Here is a 15,409-nt window from a genome sequence, read left to right on the forward strand (position 1 = left end):
CGGCGGCTCTAGGGAGTGTCCTTTTTGCGTGGTCTACGATGGTGTCTGATTGCCTGTTGGCTGCTCGCTGGGGCGGGCTTTGCCGTGACGGCTGCTGCAGCGCCTTCTTCGGTCCTTGTGCTTGGGCGGATCAGCGACGATCTCGCCACGCATTACGAGCAACTCACGCCCTTGCTGGACTATGTGGTGCCGCGCATGCGCGGCGTCGGCATCCGCCGTGGCGAAACCACCGGTGCGTCGCTGTTGCTGGAACAGCGTGGCAGTTCGCATCCCTTGCTGATGACCGAGAGCGGCGGCATGCGCGAGTTCCACACCGTGTTCTTCGTGCGCCGGGACAGCCCGATTCAATCGCTCAAACAACTGCGCGGGCACACTCTGGCGCTGCAGAACGCCTCGTACACCAGCGGCTATCTGCTGCCGATGCTGGAGTTGCTGCGCAACGGCATCGCCTGCGATGCGCTGCTGTCGCCGGACGCTACGCAGGTGATGGGATCGGTCGGTTACTTGATGGTCGGTTCGAAATTGAACGTGGCCGCGCTCGTGCACAAGCGGCTGATCGATGCAGGCGCTTTTAGCAATGCCGACTGGGACGACGAGCGCCACTTGCCGGCGACGTTCAAGCGCGACTTCCGCATCGTGCACCGCAGTACGCAGGTGCCGCGCGCGGTGGAGATGGTGCGCACCGGACTGGACCCGGCGGTGCAGCGGCAGCTGCGTATCGTTTTGCTGCAAGCCGCATCCGACCCGCAGGCCGGCCCGGCCTTGAAGCGCTTTTTCGCAACCCCTGCATTCCATCCGCTGGATGACACTAGCCGCCGATGCCTGGACGCGTTGAGCGCCGGCTTGCAACGTGTCAGGGACCAAGTGGAATGACTCAAGTGCGCTTTGGTTTGCAGGCACGTTTTGTATTGGTGATGGTGCTGACGCTGCTGCTGGTCGGTGCAATTCTGGCCTCGTTGCTGCAACGCCAGAGTGCGATGCAGCGCGAGGTGCGCGGGCTCAGTGCGCAGATCCTGCACGAGCTGTTCGATCGCAGCCTGCGCACGCGTGGCGAAATACTGGCCACCGAGCTGGCGGCCGCCCTGGCCAATCCGCTCTACTACTCCGACCTTGGCGCGGTGGGCGCATTGGTGCGCAACATCTCGCGGCAGCAGGTGGTGAGCTACGTGCTGGTGTTTGATCGACGTGGCCGGCTGGTGCACGACGGCACGCCGACTCTGCAGCGCTACGGTCAGACGATGAACGACCCTCTGGCGGCCAAGGCGGCCAGTACGCGCACCATGCTGCTGCAATCCTCGCCCGAGGTGCTGGACGTGACGGTGCCGATCAAGATCGGCGACCAGCGCATTGGCGGCGTGCGCGTGGGCATGTCGCGCGAGCGGGTGCGCAAGATCGAGTCCGGCGCGAATCTGACCCTGGTGCAGAACCTCAACGCGATCGGCAAGCGCGATATGGGCTGGCTGCTGGTGCTGCTGGCTTCGCTGGTCGCGTTGGGTGTGTTGCTGGCGATCTACGTGCAGCGCACGCTGGTGGCGCCGGTGCGCTTACTGGCTGCAGCAGCCAAGCAGATCGAGTGCGGCGATTACGCAGTGCGGTTGCCGCCGCTTACGCGCAACGACGAGATTGGCGAGCTGATTTCCGCCTTCGGCCGCATGAGCGAGAGCATTGCCCAGCACGATCGCGACGTGCGCCATATGGCCTACACCGACGCGTTGACCGGGCTGACCAACCGGCTCGGCTTCCGCGAAGGACTGGATCATCTGCTCAACACCGCGCGCAGTACCGACAGCAGGCTGGCGCTGCTGTTTGCCGATATCGACGACTTCAAGCGCGTCAACGACACGCTCGGTCACGAAGCCGGCGATGAGGCGCTGCTGCAGTTCGCCAGCCGCATCAGCCGTGCGGTGGGCGCCTTGGGTGGCGACGATGCAATTCTGGCGCGCTTCGGTGGCGACGAGTTCGTGATTCTGCTGCAGAGCGGCGATGTGACCCTGCTCGCTGCTCAACTCGCGGACCGGTTGGTGCACGAATTGAGCCGGCCGTTGAATGTGCAGGGCCGCGAAGTGTTCCTGGGCACCTCGATCGGCATCACGCTGTTCCCGGACGATGCCAACGATGCCACTGCGTTGTTGAAGAACGGCGACATCGCGATGTATCAGGCCAAGGTTGCCGGCAAGAACTGCCATCGCTTCTATAGCCGTGCTGCCGATCATGCGGTGGAACGCCGCGTGCATATGGAGCATGAGCTGCGCGGGGCCTGGGAACGCGACGAGTTGCGGCTGGTCTATCAACCGATTTACCGCACCATCGACCGTGTGCTGGTGGGTGTCGAAGTGTTGCTGCGCTGGCAGCACCCGGCGCTGGGAACGATTCCGCCGTCCACCTTTATCGATATTGCCGAGCAAAGCGGCTTGATCGAAGTGATCGGCCCCAAGGTGCTGCGCGCGGCCTGCCTGGAGGCGACGCAGTGGCCGGTGGTGGGCGAGGGTTTGTTCATTTCAGTCAACGTGTCGCCGCGCCAGCTGCGCAGCGGCGATCTGATCGACACCGTGGCCGAGTGCCTGGCCGAGTCCGGATTGCCGGCCGCGCGTCTGCATCTGGAGCTGACCGAGACCGCAGTGATCGGCGACGAGATGATGGCCGCCAGCCTGCTCGATCAGCTGCACCGTACCGGCGTGAAGGTGTGGCTGGACGACTTCGGTACCGGTTTTTCCGGCTTGAGTCACCTGCGTCAGGTGCCGGTGGACGGGGTCAAGATCGACAAGAGTTTCATCGCCGACCTACAGCGCGACCCGGACGATCTGGCGCTGACCACAGCCATCATCGGTATGGCGCATTCGCTGGGAATTACCGTGGTGGCCGAGGGCATCGAGCAGGAAGCGCAGTTCAATCTATTGCGCGATCGCGGCTGCGATCTGGGCCAGGGCTACTGGTTCAGCAGGCCGCTGAGCCCGGCCGATATGGTCAAGTTGATTGCGGCGGGGTGAGGGGTGGTGGCGTGTAGACGTATCCGGCAATGCCGCGTCTTGAAGCATGGGTTTTAGTGACGATGAAGCGCTATCAGCACTGCGGGATGGGCGCATCATGCTTCGTGCATGGGGCAGTGTTTTCCCGCACCGGCGGCTTGTCCAACGGTGTGGCGCCTCACTGCCGGCGACGACCGGGAGCGGGGTGTGACCACCAGGCCTACAGCGGCCGTTTGCCGGTATCGCCTGGAATTTCGCGCACCAGACGCGGCACCAGATAACCGGACAGGCGCGTGGCCAGTTCGGTGTGCAAAGCGCGCGCCTGCGCATCGTCGACTTCGAAATGTGCGACACCGGCGACCCGGTCGAGTTGGTGCAGGTAGTAAGGCAGCACGCCAGCGGCGAAGCTGCGTTCGCTCAATGCGGCCAGCGCGTCCACGCTGTCGTTGACCCCGCGCAACAGCACGGCCTGATTGAGCAGGTACGCGCCGGCCTCGCGCAGGGCACGCATGGCGGCGTCCACTTCGGTGTCGAATTCGTTGGCGTGGTTGGCATGCATCACAAAGGCCACCGGCCAGGGCAGGGCACGCAGCCAGGCCAGCAGCGGCGCATCGACGCGCTCGGGCAGCACCACCGGCAGCCGGCTGTGGATGCGCAGGCGTTTGATGTGCCCGATGGCGGCCAGCGCGTCGGTGAGTTCGGCCAGTTTGCTGGTGGCCAGCGACAGCGGGTCGCCGCCGGACAGCAGAACTTCGTCGATGCTGGGGTCGGCCGCGATTGCGGCCACCGCTTCGCGCCAGCCATCGCGCGCGGCGGTTTCCTCGGCATAGGGGAAGTGGCGGCGAAAGCAGTAACGGCAATGCACCGCGCAGCTGCCGGTGGCGATCAGCAGGGCGCGGCCGCGGTATTTCTGGATCACACCGTCAGCGGTCTTGGCGGCGCCATCGCCGACCGCATCCAGACCGAAGCCAGGTACCAGCCGCATTTCGTCATCCAGCGGCAGCACCTGGCGCAGCAGCGGGTCGTGCAGGTCGCCACGGCGCATGCGCGCCACGAATGTGCGTGGCACCCGCAGCGGGAACTGGGCGGCGGCCTCGGCGCTGATCCCGGCCGCCTGCGCGTCCAGGCCCAGCAGCGCCAGCAGCTCGCGCGGGTCACGCACGGCGTCGCGCCACTGCTGCTGCCAGCGGGGCGGCTGCAGGGCGGGGGGCGGAGATGGCTGTAAGGCGAGGGGGGCTGCGGGTATCATGTGCGGTCACAAAACCAATGCCCGCCGGTTGCGGCGGGCGCCCCATTCTAATCCGACCCGCCACGGCCTGTGGCGGGTCGTGGTCTTATCGAGGAGCTGCACCATGGCCACTGTTGGCATGAACGACGTCAAGAACGGTATGAAGATCCTGGTCAATAACGAGCCGGCGGTCATTACCGAGACCGAATACGTTAAGCCAGGCAAGGGCCAGGCCTTTACCCGCATGAAGTATCGCTTCATCCGCTCCGGTCGTGTGGTCGAAATGACCATGAAGGCGACCGATGACCTGGAGGTGGCCGACGTCGTGGATACCGACATGCGTTACCTGTACAGCGATGGCGAGTACTGGCACTTCATGGACCCGGAAACCTTCGAACAGGTGCAGACCGACAAGGCCGGCATGGGCGGCGCCGAAAAGTGGCTCAAGGGCGAAGAAGACTGCATCGTGACGCTGTGGAACGCCGCGCCGATCTGGGTGCAGCCGCCGAACTTCGTCGAGCTGAAGATCACCGAGACCGATCCGGGCGTCCGTGGCGATACCTCCGGCGGCGGCAAGCCGGCCACGCTGGAAACCGGCGCGGTGGTGCGCGTGCCGTTGTTCGTCAATCAGGACGAAATCATCAAGGTCGACACCCGCTCGGGCGAATACTCGGCGCGCGTCAAGTAAGCCGAATGCGCTTGGGACGCTGGCCTGGTCGAGCGGTACGCAGTGCCAGTGTCCTGGTGGGGCGGTGGGGGGCGCTTGTTGCGTGCCCGGCGGTTGCACAACCGGCTGCCGCAGCATGCGACGCGCAGGGCGTGGCGGCGGTTGCGGCCATCGCAACGTCTGGCGTCGTTGGCGCTGCTGCAAGGGCGGTGTCGGTCGATCGTGTGGTGGCCCAGACCTGCAAGCCGTGGCCTTACGATCCGGCGATACGGCTGGCCGTGATCGCATTTGCTGGTGACGCCGCCGTCGCAGCGGGCGAGCGCGATTTTGAGTTGCGCGTTGCAATGCTCGACACCGCCAGTGGCAATGTGCTGGCGTTCTACGCGCAGGCAATGGCTGAGGATGCCTGCTTCGAGCTCGATGCCCACAGCCTGCGCCTTGACACCGCGCGCTACGATCTGTCCAAAGGCGTGCGTGCGATCGGCGTGGTGGTGCACAGCGTCGCGCGTGGGCCGAGTTGTCCGGAAGGCCGCAGTAACGATGCGCTGACCTTGCTGGTGCGCGATGGCCGCACGTTACGGCCGGTGCTCCAGAACGACCTCAGCCATTGGTCGTTGCTGAAAGGCGAAGTGTGCAGCCTTGCCGCAGGCGAGGTGATCAGCGAGCAGGCCAACTGGAGTCTGGCGATGTCCGACAACGCGCATGCCGGCTATGCGGACATCGTCTTGAGCGCCAAGGTCGTGACCACCAGCAGCGAGGTGGCTGCGGACCGCACCACCGAACAGACACGCCGTGAGCGAGAGCTGACGCGTTACAACGGTCAACGCTACCTGCCTGTTGCATGATCCGAATGACCTATTCTCGTGCGGCAACTCATTCCCTATGGATTCCAACATGACCAACGCCCCGCCCGAAGCCTGCGACCTGTTGATCGAAGCCGGTTATGTCGTGCCGATCGAGCCGCATGCAGTGGTGCTTGAGGACCATGCGGTGGCGGTCAGCAATGGCGTCATCGTGGCGATCGCGCCGATCGCCGAAGCGCGCGTGCGTTTTGCGCCCAAGCAGACCGTCTCGCGCCCGGAGGCGGCCTTGATGCCGGGCCTGGTCAACGCGCATACGCACAACCCGATGACGCTGCTGCGCGGCATCGCCGACGATCTGCCGCTGATGGTGTGGCTGCAGCAGCACATCTGGCCAGTGGAGGCGGCGGTGATCGGGCCGGAATTCGTGGCCGACGGCACCACGCTGGCGATCGCCGAAATGCTGCGTGGCGGCACCACCTGCGCCAACGAAAACTACTTCTTCGCCGACGTGCAGGCGGCGGTCTACAAGCAGCATGGTTTCCGTGCGCTGGTGGGCGCGGTGATCATCGATTTCCCCACCGCGTGGGCCTCGTCGGACGACGAATACTTCGCGCGCGCTGGCGAATTGCATGATCAATGGCGCGACGATCCGCTGATCAGCACTGCCTTCGCGCCGCATGCGCCGTACACGGTGAACGATGCCAACTTCGAACGCGTGCGCATGCTGGCCGACCAGCTCGACCTGCCGGTGCATCTGCATACGCACGAGACCGCCCAGGAAGTGGCCGATTCGGTCAAGCAATACGGGCAGCGCCCGCTGGCGCGGCTGGATCGCCTGGGTCTGGTCAACGACCGCCTGATCGCGGTGCACATGACCCAGCTCACCGAGGCGGAAATTCATCTGTGTGCCGAGCGCGGCGTCAGCGTGGTGCATTGCCCAGAATCCAATCTCAAGCTGGCATCTGGATTTTGCCCGGCCTGCGCATTGCAACGCGCAGGCGTGAATCTGGCCATCGGCACCGACGGCTGCGCCAGCAACAACGATCTGGACATGTTCAGCGAGAACCGCACCGCTGCCATTCTGGCTAAGGCAGTCGCCAACGATGCCACTGCGCTGGATGCGGCCACCACCTTGCGTGCGGCCACGTTGGGCGGCGCGCGCGCGTTGGGCTTCGGCGACAAGATCGGCTCGATCGAAATCGGCAAGCAGGCCGATCTGGTCTGCGTGGATCTGTCTGCATTGGAAACCCAGCCGCTGCATCATGTGTTGTCGCAACTGATCTATTCCGCCGGCCGCCATCAGGTCAGTGATGTGTGGATCGCCGGCAAGGCCAAACTGGTACAGAGCGAACTGGTCGACATGGATATCGCCGCCCTGGTCGCCAATGCGCGGCAGTGGCGCGACCGCATCCGCACCGTCCGCGCCTGAGCGCGCGTCATCGCAACACGGAGCTCCGCATGAATCCGAATACTCACACCACCTCCAGCAATTTTCATCAGAGCGAGCTGGATAAATTCGCCGCGCTGGCGACGCGCTGGTGGGATGCCGACGGCCCGCAAAAGCCGCTGCATGCGCTCAATCCGGTGCGTCTGGATTATGTGTCCGTACGGCTGGACCTTGCCGGTGCGCGCGTGCTCGATGTCGGCTGCGGCGGCGGGTTGCTCAGCGAGTCGATGGCGCGTCTGGGCGCGCAGGTCACCGCGATCGATCTGGCTCCGGAGCTGGTCAAGGTGGCGCGGCTGCACGGCCTGGAATCGGGCGTGCAGGTGGATTACCGCGTGCAGTCGGTGGAAGACTTGGCTGCCGAGCAGCCCGGCAGTTTCGATGCGGTCACCTGCATGGAAATGCTCGAGCACGTGCCGGACCCGACCGCGATCATCCGCGCCTGCGCAAGCCTGCTCAAGCCGGGCGGCAAGCTGTTTCTGTCCACGCTCAACCGTACCCCAGCCGCGTTCGCGCTGGCGGTGGTCGGCGCCGAATACATCGCGCGGCTGCTGCCCAAAGGCACGCATCAATACAAGGATTTCATCAAGCCGGCGGAACTTGCGGCCTGGTTGCGCAGCGCGGAGCTACAGCTGGAAGACGTCAGCGGCATGGTGTACGAGCCGTGGCGCAATCGTGCGCGTCTGTCTTCGCGCACGGAGGTCAATTACCTGGCCTATGCGGTGAAGCCGTGACGAATCGGGAATCGGAAATGGGGAATCGCAACAGCGGAGTTTGGCGTTGGTGATGTCCGATGCATCTCGAATAACAAATGACAACGTTCAACGCCAAGACAACGTTGCATCACTGAATTTCCCGCGCGCAGTGTTGTTCGATCTCGATGGCACCCTACTGGATAGCGCGCCGGACTTGCTGGCGACCGTCAACGCGATGCTCACCGAGCGGGGACGTGCGCCGATCGCGTTGGCGCAGTTACGCCCGGTGGTGTCGAAGGGATCGCGCGCGATGCTGGCCGTTGCGTTTGCGGAACTCGATGCGGACGCACGCGCTGCGTTGGTGCCGGAATTCCTGCGTCGCTATGAAGCCGTGATCGGCACGCAGTCGCAGCTATTCGATGGTATCGAAGAACTGCTGCTGCGGCTGGACCGCGCCGGTTGCGTGTGGGGTATCGTCACCAACAAGCCCGAATATCTGGCGCGGCTGATTCTGCCGCAACTGGGGTGGGAGCAGCGCTGCGCGGTGTTGATCGGCGGCGATACGCTGGCCGAGCGCAAGCCGCATCCGTTGCCGTTGCTGGCAGCTGCCGAACGCATTGGTATTGCGGCCGCGCAGTGCGTGTACGTCGGCGACGACGAACGCGACATCCTGGCCGCGCGCGCGGCAGCGATGCCATCGGTGGCGGTGTTGTGGGGCTATTGCCTGCACGACGACGATCCCTTGAGCTGGCAAGCCAACGTGTTGGTCGAGCAGCCGCAACTGTTGTGGAATGCCGCAACGTGGCCACACAGCTGATCTTTTTCGTTTTTTTCTGGACCCGCCATGAGCCAATCCAGCGCTCTCGATAGTTTCCTCGACAAATGGCGCACCCGCTGGCCGGAATGGTCGATTGCCGAGCCTTTCATTCCGCAACTGCAGCGCCCGCCGGCCTCCGCCTGGTTTGCCTTGCTGCAGGAATGGGAGGACATCATGAATATCGCCGGCGACCCGTTGCCGGCCGATGCCAAGCTGGCGTGGTGGCAGCAGGAGCTGCGCGATTGGTCGAACCAGCGCTCGCGGCATCCGCTGGGGCGCGTGCTCGAACCGGTGCGTGCGCCTTGGGCGCAACTGGCCGACACCTTGTCCGCAATGCAGGACGCCCGCGTGCCGGCGCAATCGCTGCAGCAGGCGCTGGAGACATTGCGTGCCTTTGCCCAGGCCGTGGTCGCAGTCGAAGCAGTCATGTTTACGCGCAACCAGCCTGGCGATGCGACGGCGGTGGCGGTGCAATGGTTGGACGCACGTCAGCGTGTGGCCGGCGACAGCGCGACGCCGGGCGGGATGACGACAGCCGCATGGCGCACGCAATTGCTGCAGGCCTGGCCGCGCAAGCCAGCATTGGCGCGGCCGCATCGGGTGTGGTCGCGGCTGGCGCGTCTGCGCTTGCAGCGCGAGCTCGCTGGCAAGGCGGCGTATCCGCCGCCGGTGCAGCAGTTGTGGCATAGCTGGCGTGCGGCCAGCGGTACGGACTAAGAGCGGCTAACAAAACGTAGTGAGCAGTCGTCAGGTGGGTGCGGCCGGCTTCGTGGTTTCCATCAGCACACGACCACGTTGGCCGGTGCGATGCCCTCACCGCTTACGGGACCCTTGGCGGCATGGATGCCGCCAAGTAGCCATCCATGGATGGATTCACGGCGTGTCCCGCGAGCGGTGAGGGCACCGCGCCCTCGACCAGCCGAGTGTCGGTGCATGGTTGCGAGCAGTGCATGCAGCGCGGCCGTGCGATGAGGTGCGGTCTGATCAGATTCTTTCAAGCTGCAATGTCACTGCCATCCCGACATCCCTCCACCCGTCAAATAAGGCGAGCGTTGCCAACCCGTTGCCGCCATCGAGACAGTGTTCGAGCGGTTTTGTCAGCCATTTTAAATACGCCGATTGCTGCGATAGCTTGATCGCAGCAATCGATGCCGCTTCAAGCAAGCTTAGATCGGCGAATCAGGCAACACCGAGTGGTAAGCAATGAACGCGTCATTGCACTGCAGTGGTGTGCCAGGCCCGGGCTTGCCTTGCAGTTGCACATCGTTGGGCACCGATTCCGACAGTTGGTCGTAAAAGCTCACCGGGCCGCCCTTGAAGGTGAAGTGCGTTGCGCCCGGATTGCTGGCCGGCCCTCCGAAATGCGGCTTTGCGAACGAGATCGGGCCACCTTCCAGCACCACGTTGTCCAGCGAAATAGTGATCGGCAAGGTGGTGGTCGCATCGCGATACCCATAGAAGCTCAGCTCGCCGCCGTCAAACGCCTTGGAACCGAGCGAGTGCACGTTGGTCAACGCAATGCCGCTGAAATTGGGCAGCTTGCTGCGTACCGCTGCATTGGCATAGTTGGCATCGAACACCAGCGGCCTGGCAACGCCGCGCATGCAGACGTTTTCGAAACTGATGTCGTACACCTGGCCGCCACGCGTGCCATCGGATTTAATGCGCAGGCCGTTGGCGGAATATGGATCGGAGTGCGCGTCGTTGCTGTTAAAGCCATCGATGCTCAAGCCGCGCACGGCGATGTGGCGCATGCCTGAATCGGTTTCGCTCCCCAGCGAAAAACCGTGCGTGTAATAGAACTGGTTGTAGGCGAACAGCATATTTTCCGAGGTGATGCTGCGCTTGCTGCTGGCATGCGCCTTGATCGCAACGCCATCGTCGCCGGTGCCGATATAGGAGTAAGTGAGCAACACCTTCTTCGACTGGCCGGGATCGAACCCATCGGTATTCTTGGCCGTTTCCGGGGTGAAGCAGGTCGCGTGCGGATTGACGTAGGGCGTGCTGCCGGCAGGGCAGCGATAGCCGGGGCGCGAATAGACCAGGCTGGGCGCAAGAATCTTGATGTCCCATGCCGTCAAGCCGACCACGTTGTCGGTGGTGACGTGGAAATTGGCCGAGTTTTCCAGGGTGATGCCGTACAGCGTGAAGTCGGTGCTGTCGTCGATCTGCAGCATGCGCGGCACGTGTTGGCTCAGTCCCTTGGTGACGTTGAGATAGGCCAGATCCCACCAGCTGGCGGTGCCCGCGTTGGGCCCTGCGGTGAGCGTGCTGCCGCCGCGGCCATCGATCTTGCCGGCACCCACGATGGCGCTGTTGGCGGTATCTGCCACATGGATCAGCGGGTTGCAGGATTTAGCCTTGTCGCTGGTAGCGGTGCCGCAGGTTCCCAGGCCATTGTCGTAGTCGCGCGGATTGCGCGAGCCGAACAAGGTGACGCCGCGGTCGATCCAGAGCGTGACCCCGCTCTTGATCGTCAGCGGGCCGCTCAACACGCCCGACTCCCCGGCATCGCCGGTAACCAGACGCACCGCGCTGCCGGCGGGGCAATCATCGATGGCTGCTTGCAAACGCGCGGTGTCGCGCTTGGATTGCGTCGGATCGGTATCGAGTGCATCCAGCGAGCCGGCAACCGGCACCAGCGCGGCCTTGAGCGTTGCGCAGACCTGTGTCGGCAGCGTGGGCTGCTGGATCACGCCCCAACTGGTGGAGATGCTGTGCGCGGTATCGGCCACGTCTGGCGTGTGGGGCCACGCGGCGCTGGCTTCGAATGTCACCAGGCCGAGTAGCGCGAGCGTCAACTGCGCAAGCGCTGGAAAGGAGGGATGAGACTTCATGCGTGATGACTCCGAGAGTGGAATGCGAAAAGACGCCGTCGATCAGTCACAGGCGCGTCGCCGGTGTGTTGCACTCGCATGACAGCGATTGCGAACACGCGCCGTTAGCGCGCCAACGGTATCGATCGCTACACAGCTTGGTCGGTAGCGATCGACGACCCAGCATTGCCCCTCATGCCAGCGCGCGATGTCGGATGAGCGAATTCAGCACCGCATTGCCGAATGCAACGCGGGGTGTCGCCGCAATCAACTAAAACAAAAACGCCTGTCGGCTCACCGCATGACACGGATTGCCGACAAGCGAGGATGGCGGCGTTGAGCCACTGGTTGACGCGAAGATTCAGTCCGCGCTGCCTGCACCGCCATTGCTGTCTTCGTAAAAACGGTTCGGCGAATTGGCGCACTTGCTGCTGCAATAGGTCCGGCTGGCAGTAGACGCATTCCGCGGTGTGGCCTTGCGGATATGGCTGCCCAGCGTGGAATTGTGCACAGTGACCTGCCCATTGGGCGAGGTGCCATCGACGTAGGCACTTATAGCGCTGATGCCCTCATCCCAGGCGCGCCCAAGGGTAGGTGTTGTTGTCGGGCGAGCTGGAAATGGCAACGAAGCTGCTGTCGATCGCCCAAATGCCGTAGCTGCTGCCGGTGCGCGTGCTTGGCGTGAAGATATAGCCGCCGCGTCCGGTGCCAAGCCGCGCGCCCGTGGAGCGAATTGTGGCGTGATCGAACACGCTCACACCGGAGCCGAAGATGAAATCGATATCGCCATCGCTGGTGCTGCTCTTGAAATAGACACCGATTACGTTGGCCGCGTTGGTGGCGCTGTTCAACCACGTGTCCTGGTTGCCGGTCACGAGGACATCTTCAAAACTGGCTTTGTCGCCACGCACTGCCAGCGCCACTGCCGCCTCGTTGTTGTTGGTGTAGGTGCCTTCGACATAGTTGTTGTCTACGCGCAAATGACGCGCCTGAAAACCTGCGGCGCGTACGGTCAAGGCTGCGCTGTTAGAGGTGCCTACCGTGGTTGCCGATGCATTGCTGGCACATGGATGGCTTACGGTTCCCGCCGGCTTGGGTGTGGGATTGGCGTTATTGAAGCGGATGATGGTGTCTGCGGTATTCGTGCCCAAGCCGAACACCGTCAGCGGCGATGCGTGCGTCGGCACGCAGACCAACTCGGTGTAGGTGCCCGCTTTGATGCTGATGTAACGACGCGTGGTGCCCCCTGCAGCCACGGCTGCATTGATCGCCGATTGCAAGGTGCGATAGCGTCTGGAACCGTCCGCTGCGACCGCATAGTCTGCGCTAAGCAATGCGACGCCTGCAGTGGGATTTCAGTTGTCGGTGACCGGTGCGTTGAGCGGTCCTGCCTTGGCCAGCGCCTTGGCAATCGTGTACGTGCTCGCTTGGCTGCTGGTGAGTTGTGGCCGGGTGGCGGTGCCGGTCAAGGCAGTCGTATCGATGCTGATAAAACTCAGCAGTGCGGCGACGACGCAGCGCGTGCGGATATGCAATGCAGACATGAGTGGCGCTCTCTATGCACAGGGCACATACGGATAGGTCGATACGGTTCAGACGCTGAACCTTGCGCGCGGTGTGAGGACGCCATGGCGCGACATGTGAAGGCAGTGCCGATTGCCCTGTCTCAGTCCTCTGTTTGGTCACCACGCGAGCGGCGAGGCGATGCTAATGCCGTGTCCGCTTGTTCCAGCCTCGCTCCCAGGTGCAATGTTCAGGACCATCGGTGTCATCACGGTTTTCAGCGTGATTGCGTCGCACACGGACAGCGCGTGCTGCGATGCGATACACGTGTGCACGGCCGCAACAGCGTAATGCACGTTGCTGTTGTGTGCAGACAACGGTGCGCATCGTCACATGCTGTGGTCGGTCGGGCTTACAGACTCAATCCCCCGCGTAGACATGCGCTTGTCAGGAATCGAAATGGTAGATCCCAAAGAGTTACAGGAAAAATTCTGGAAGGCGCTCAAGTCAGATCGCACCGTGATGCTGGGCCTTGATGGTGTCGAAGATGGTCATGCACGCCCGATGACGGCGCAGATCGAAGGCGACAGCGGCGGCTCGATCTGGTTCTTTACCTCCAAGTACAACGCGCTGATCGCAATGCTGGGGCAGGGGCGTAGCGTCATTGGTGCCTTCAGCAGCAAAGGGCATGATCTGTTCGCCAGCATCAGCGGCGCATTGCATGAAGACACCGACCCCGCAGTGATCGATCGCTTGTGGAACCCGCACGTTGCTGCGTGGTACGAAGGTGGCAAGGACGATCCGAAATTGGCGCTGCTGCGCCTGGACGCGGACCATGCGCAGATCTGGCTCAATGGTTCCAGTCTGCTTGCTGGTATCAAGGTGCTATTCGGTGTCGACCCGAAAAAGGATTACCAGGACAAGGTGGCGGACGTTCCACTGCGTTGAGTCTTTAGTTGACGCATGCATGACATTGAAGGTTGTGCATGTGGATTCGTTGGTTCCAGCGCTGTCGCTTGTGCATACGACGATCCAGTTGCAATGCTGGATCGTCGTTGCCGAGTTGAACCGTATGCAGGAACGGTAGCCTGCCGCCCCAACTTCCAAGTGCAACACCCTTTCAGTCAGTAGGGTACGCACCTGTCAAAACGCGATTGTCACCTAAGCGCAGAAGCGCGCGCGATGCTCCAGAGCGAGGCGCGGCGAGGTCAGAGCTTGTGCTCGATCTCCAGGCTTTTGGGGACAAGCCCGTCGACATTGAGTTGGGAGTTGGCTTAGCAAGACAGTGAGGCGCTGCGCCAGCACACACCATCGCGCGGATTCCAGCGTACGACTGCTGCCAAACGCACCTGGGTGCCGGAGCAACTGCGGATCGTGCACCAACCCGAAGCGGTGCAGCAGCGCTTGGTTTCCGGGCACTGGGCATGTGGTTTGCCGACCCGCATGCGCCCTTGCAGCGGGCAAGCAACGAGAACACCAACGGACTGCTTCGCCAGTTGCTGCCCAAAGGAGCGGACCTGTCTGGCGTCAGGCAGCACTACCTCACTCACATCGCCTGACTGATGAACACCCGTCCACGGAAAATCCTGGGCTGGACAACACCCAGCGAGACAATGGAAGACGAACTCGCAACGTTCACATCACATGTTGCACTTGAGTCTTGAGACCGCCCGTTTGGATTGATAGCTGGCAACGCGCATGACGCACCTGCAGGCGGCAAGTTGCTTGAACACCTGGGGCCAGCGGAGCGGCCGATTCATCTACTGATGGACCGTGCTGACTGTTTGATCCCAGGTTCTGATGGTGCATTATTTTCCCTCGAATGGAAGCAAGCACGATGGGCCAGGTTCTGCAGGGGAGCGCCACCACGACTGAGGCGATCCGTCGAGCGATACCACACAGTCAAGAGAGCCTGAGAGCGCTTTCCAAGCGTTACGGCATCCATCACAAGACGGTGGCGAAGTGGAAGACGCGGACCTCGGTTGCCGATGTGCCAACCGGGCCGACGCCGCCGCGTGCCAGCGTGTTGTCCGTTGCGGATGAGGCGGCGATCGTCGCTTTCCGCAAGCACACGTTGCTGCCGCTGGATGACTGTCTCTACGCACTGCAGCCGAGCATCCCGCATCTGACGCGCTCATCGTTGCACCGCTGCCTGCAACGCCATGACATCTCGCGGCTCCCCGAGATTACAGGCGACAAAGCCGCCAAGAAGCGGTTCAAAAACGATCCGATTGGCGACTTCCACATCGACATTGCACAGGTGCAGACGGCCGAGGGCAAGCGCGCTCTGTTCGTGGCCATCGACAGGACGTCCACGTTTGCGCTCACCGACCTCCATGCCTCGGCCCACAAGCTGGTTGCAGCGCAGTTCCTGCGCAATGTGATCCAGAATCTGAGGTATCCCCACGTTTTTCAGCCCATGACCATCTGGTTGTAGACGTGTTCGGGCAGTGTGCGTAATCGCTCCAGA

Annotated in this window: 12 protein-coding genes, 1 other RNA gene and 5 pseudogenes; 13 read left to right on the forward strand and 5 right to left on the reverse strand. The window is 63.0% G+C overall.

Annotation, left to right across the window (positions count from 1 at the left end):
* Positions 1-15 precede the first annotated feature (15 nt).
* Positions 16-873 carry a phosphate/phosphite/phosphonate ABC transporter substrate-binding protein gene (locus XpopCFBP1817_RS08165; protein ID WP_167393869.1) on the forward strand — a complete coding sequence of 286 codons (858 nt, stop codon included), beginning with the start codon at positions 16-18 and terminating at the stop codon, positions 871-873.
* A complete protein-coding gene (locus tag XpopCFBP1817_RS08170; RefSeq protein WP_128416737.1) occupies positions 870-2,987 on the forward strand; it encodes a putative bifunctional diguanylate cyclase/phosphodiesterase in 2,118 nt (705 codons plus the stop codon). Before XpopCFBP1817_RS08165 ends, XpopCFBP1817_RS08170 begins: the two co-directional genes overlap by 4 nt.
* A gap of 199 nt (positions 2,988-3,186) precedes the next feature.
* On the opposite strand, the gene epmB is transcribed toward XpopCFBP1817_RS08170, so the two are convergent.
* A complete protein-coding gene (gene epmB, locus XpopCFBP1817_RS08175) occupies positions 3,187-4,215 on the reverse strand; it encodes an EF-P beta-lysylation protein EpmB (protein WP_128416738.1) in 1,029 nt (342 codons plus the stop codon).
* 103 nt (positions 4,216-4,318) lie between these two features.
* Between epmB and efp the strand changes: the two genes are divergently transcribed.
* The 6 genes from efp to XpopCFBP1817_RS08205 all read left to right on the forward strand — a co-directional run bounded on the left by efp (position 4,319) and on the right by XpopCFBP1817_RS08205 (position 9,337).
* On the forward strand, positions 4,319-4,882 hold the full coding sequence (gene efp, locus XpopCFBP1817_RS08180) for an elongation factor P (RefSeq protein WP_128416739.1): 564 nt from the start codon (positions 4,319-4,321) through the stop codon (positions 4,880-4,882).
* Positions 4,883-5,070: 188 nt separating this feature from the next.
* The gene (locus XpopCFBP1817_RS08185) at positions 5,071-5,706 is read left to right on the forward strand and encodes a PA3715 family protein (protein ID WP_484606959.1); all 636 of its coding nucleotides are present in this window, start codon (positions 5,071-5,073) and stop codon (positions 5,704-5,706) included.
* 49 nt (positions 5,707-5,755) lie between these two features.
* Positions 5,756-7,093: a TRZ/ATZ family hydrolase gene (locus XpopCFBP1817_RS08190; protein WP_167393870.1), complete on the forward strand. Its 1,338-nt coding sequence runs from the start codon at positions 5,756-5,758 to the stop codon at positions 7,091-7,093.
* Positions 7,094-7,122: 29 nt separating this feature from the next.
* The gene (gene ubiG, locus XpopCFBP1817_RS08195) at positions 7,123-7,842 is read left to right on the forward strand and encodes a bifunctional 2-polyprenyl-6-hydroxyphenol methylase/3-demethylubiquinol 3-O-methyltransferase UbiG (RefSeq protein WP_128416742.1); all 720 of its coding nucleotides are present in this window, start codon (positions 7,123-7,125) and stop codon (positions 7,840-7,842) included.
* 52 nt (positions 7,843-7,894) lie between these two features.
* Positions 7,895-8,620: a phosphoglycolate phosphatase gene (locus XpopCFBP1817_RS08200; RefSeq protein WP_128416743.1), complete on the forward strand. Its 726-nt coding sequence runs from the start codon at positions 7,895-7,897 to the stop codon at positions 8,618-8,620.
* 27 nt (positions 8,621-8,647) lie between these two features.
* Positions 8,648-9,337, forward strand: coding sequence for an isoprenoid biosynthesis enzyme family protein (locus tag XpopCFBP1817_RS08205; RefSeq protein WP_128416744.1), 690 nt, complete (start codon positions 8,648-8,650; stop codon positions 9,335-9,337).
* A gap of 4 nt (positions 9,338-9,341) precedes the next feature.
* Here the strand turns inward: XpopCFBP1817_RS08205 and XpopCFBP1817_RS08210 are convergent.
* From XpopCFBP1817_RS08210 to XpopCFBP1817_RS08225, 4 genes and pseudogenes are all read right to left on the reverse strand, one after another.
* A non-coding RNA gene (locus XpopCFBP1817_RS08210) (sX9 sRNA) lies at positions 9,342-9,423 on the reverse strand.
* A 181-nt stretch (positions 9,424-9,604) separates the two neighbouring features.
* Entirely contained in the window at positions 9,605-9,784 is a 180-nt protein-coding gene (locus XpopCFBP1817_RS22120; RefSeq protein ID WP_128416745.1) for a hypothetical protein, read from the reverse strand.
* Between the two features lie 2 nt (positions 9,785-9,786).
* Positions 9,787-11,457 carry a glycoside hydrolase family 28 protein gene (locus XpopCFBP1817_RS08220; RefSeq protein ID WP_128416746.1) on the reverse strand — a complete coding sequence of 557 codons (1,671 nt, stop codon included), beginning with the start codon at positions 11,455-11,457 and terminating at the stop codon, positions 9,787-9,789.
* Positions 11,458-11,797: 340 nt separating this feature from the next.
* Positions 11,798-12,980: pseudogene (locus XpopCFBP1817_RS08225) on the reverse strand (pectinesterase family protein).
* 418 nt (positions 12,981-13,398) lie between these two features.
* On the opposite strand from XpopCFBP1817_RS08225, the gene XpopCFBP1817_RS08230 reads away from it, so the two are divergent.
* From XpopCFBP1817_RS08230 to XpopCFBP1817_RS08245, 5 genes and pseudogenes are all read left to right on the forward strand, one after another.
* Entirely contained in the window at positions 13,399-13,887 is a 489-nt protein-coding gene (locus tag XpopCFBP1817_RS08230) for a pyridoxamine 5'-phosphate oxidase family protein (RefSeq protein ID WP_128416747.1), read from the forward strand.
* A 339-nt stretch (positions 13,888-14,226) separates the two neighbouring features.
* Positions 14,227-14,361, forward strand: a pseudogene (locus XpopCFBP1817_RS23930) (IS30 family transposase); the annotation flags it as partial.
* 2 nt (positions 14,362-14,363) lie between these two features.
* Positions 14,364-14,603, forward strand: a pseudogene (locus tag XpopCFBP1817_RS23935) (transposase); the annotation flags it as partial.
* 9 nt (positions 14,604-14,612) lie between these two features.
* Positions 14,613-14,717 (forward strand): annotated as a pseudogene (locus XpopCFBP1817_RS08240) (IS5-like element ISCARN85 family transposase); the annotation flags it as partial.
* Positions 14,718-14,776: 59 nt separating this feature from the next.
* A pseudogene (locus tag XpopCFBP1817_RS08245) lies at positions 14,777-15,340 on the forward strand (transposase family protein); the annotation flags it as partial.
* Between the last annotated feature and the right edge of the window lie 69 nt (positions 15,341-15,409).

It is taken from the genome of Xanthomonas populi (assembly GCF_002940065.1).
GTDB lineage: Bacteria > Pseudomonadota > Gammaproteobacteria > Xanthomonadales > Xanthomonadaceae > Xanthomonas > Xanthomonas populi.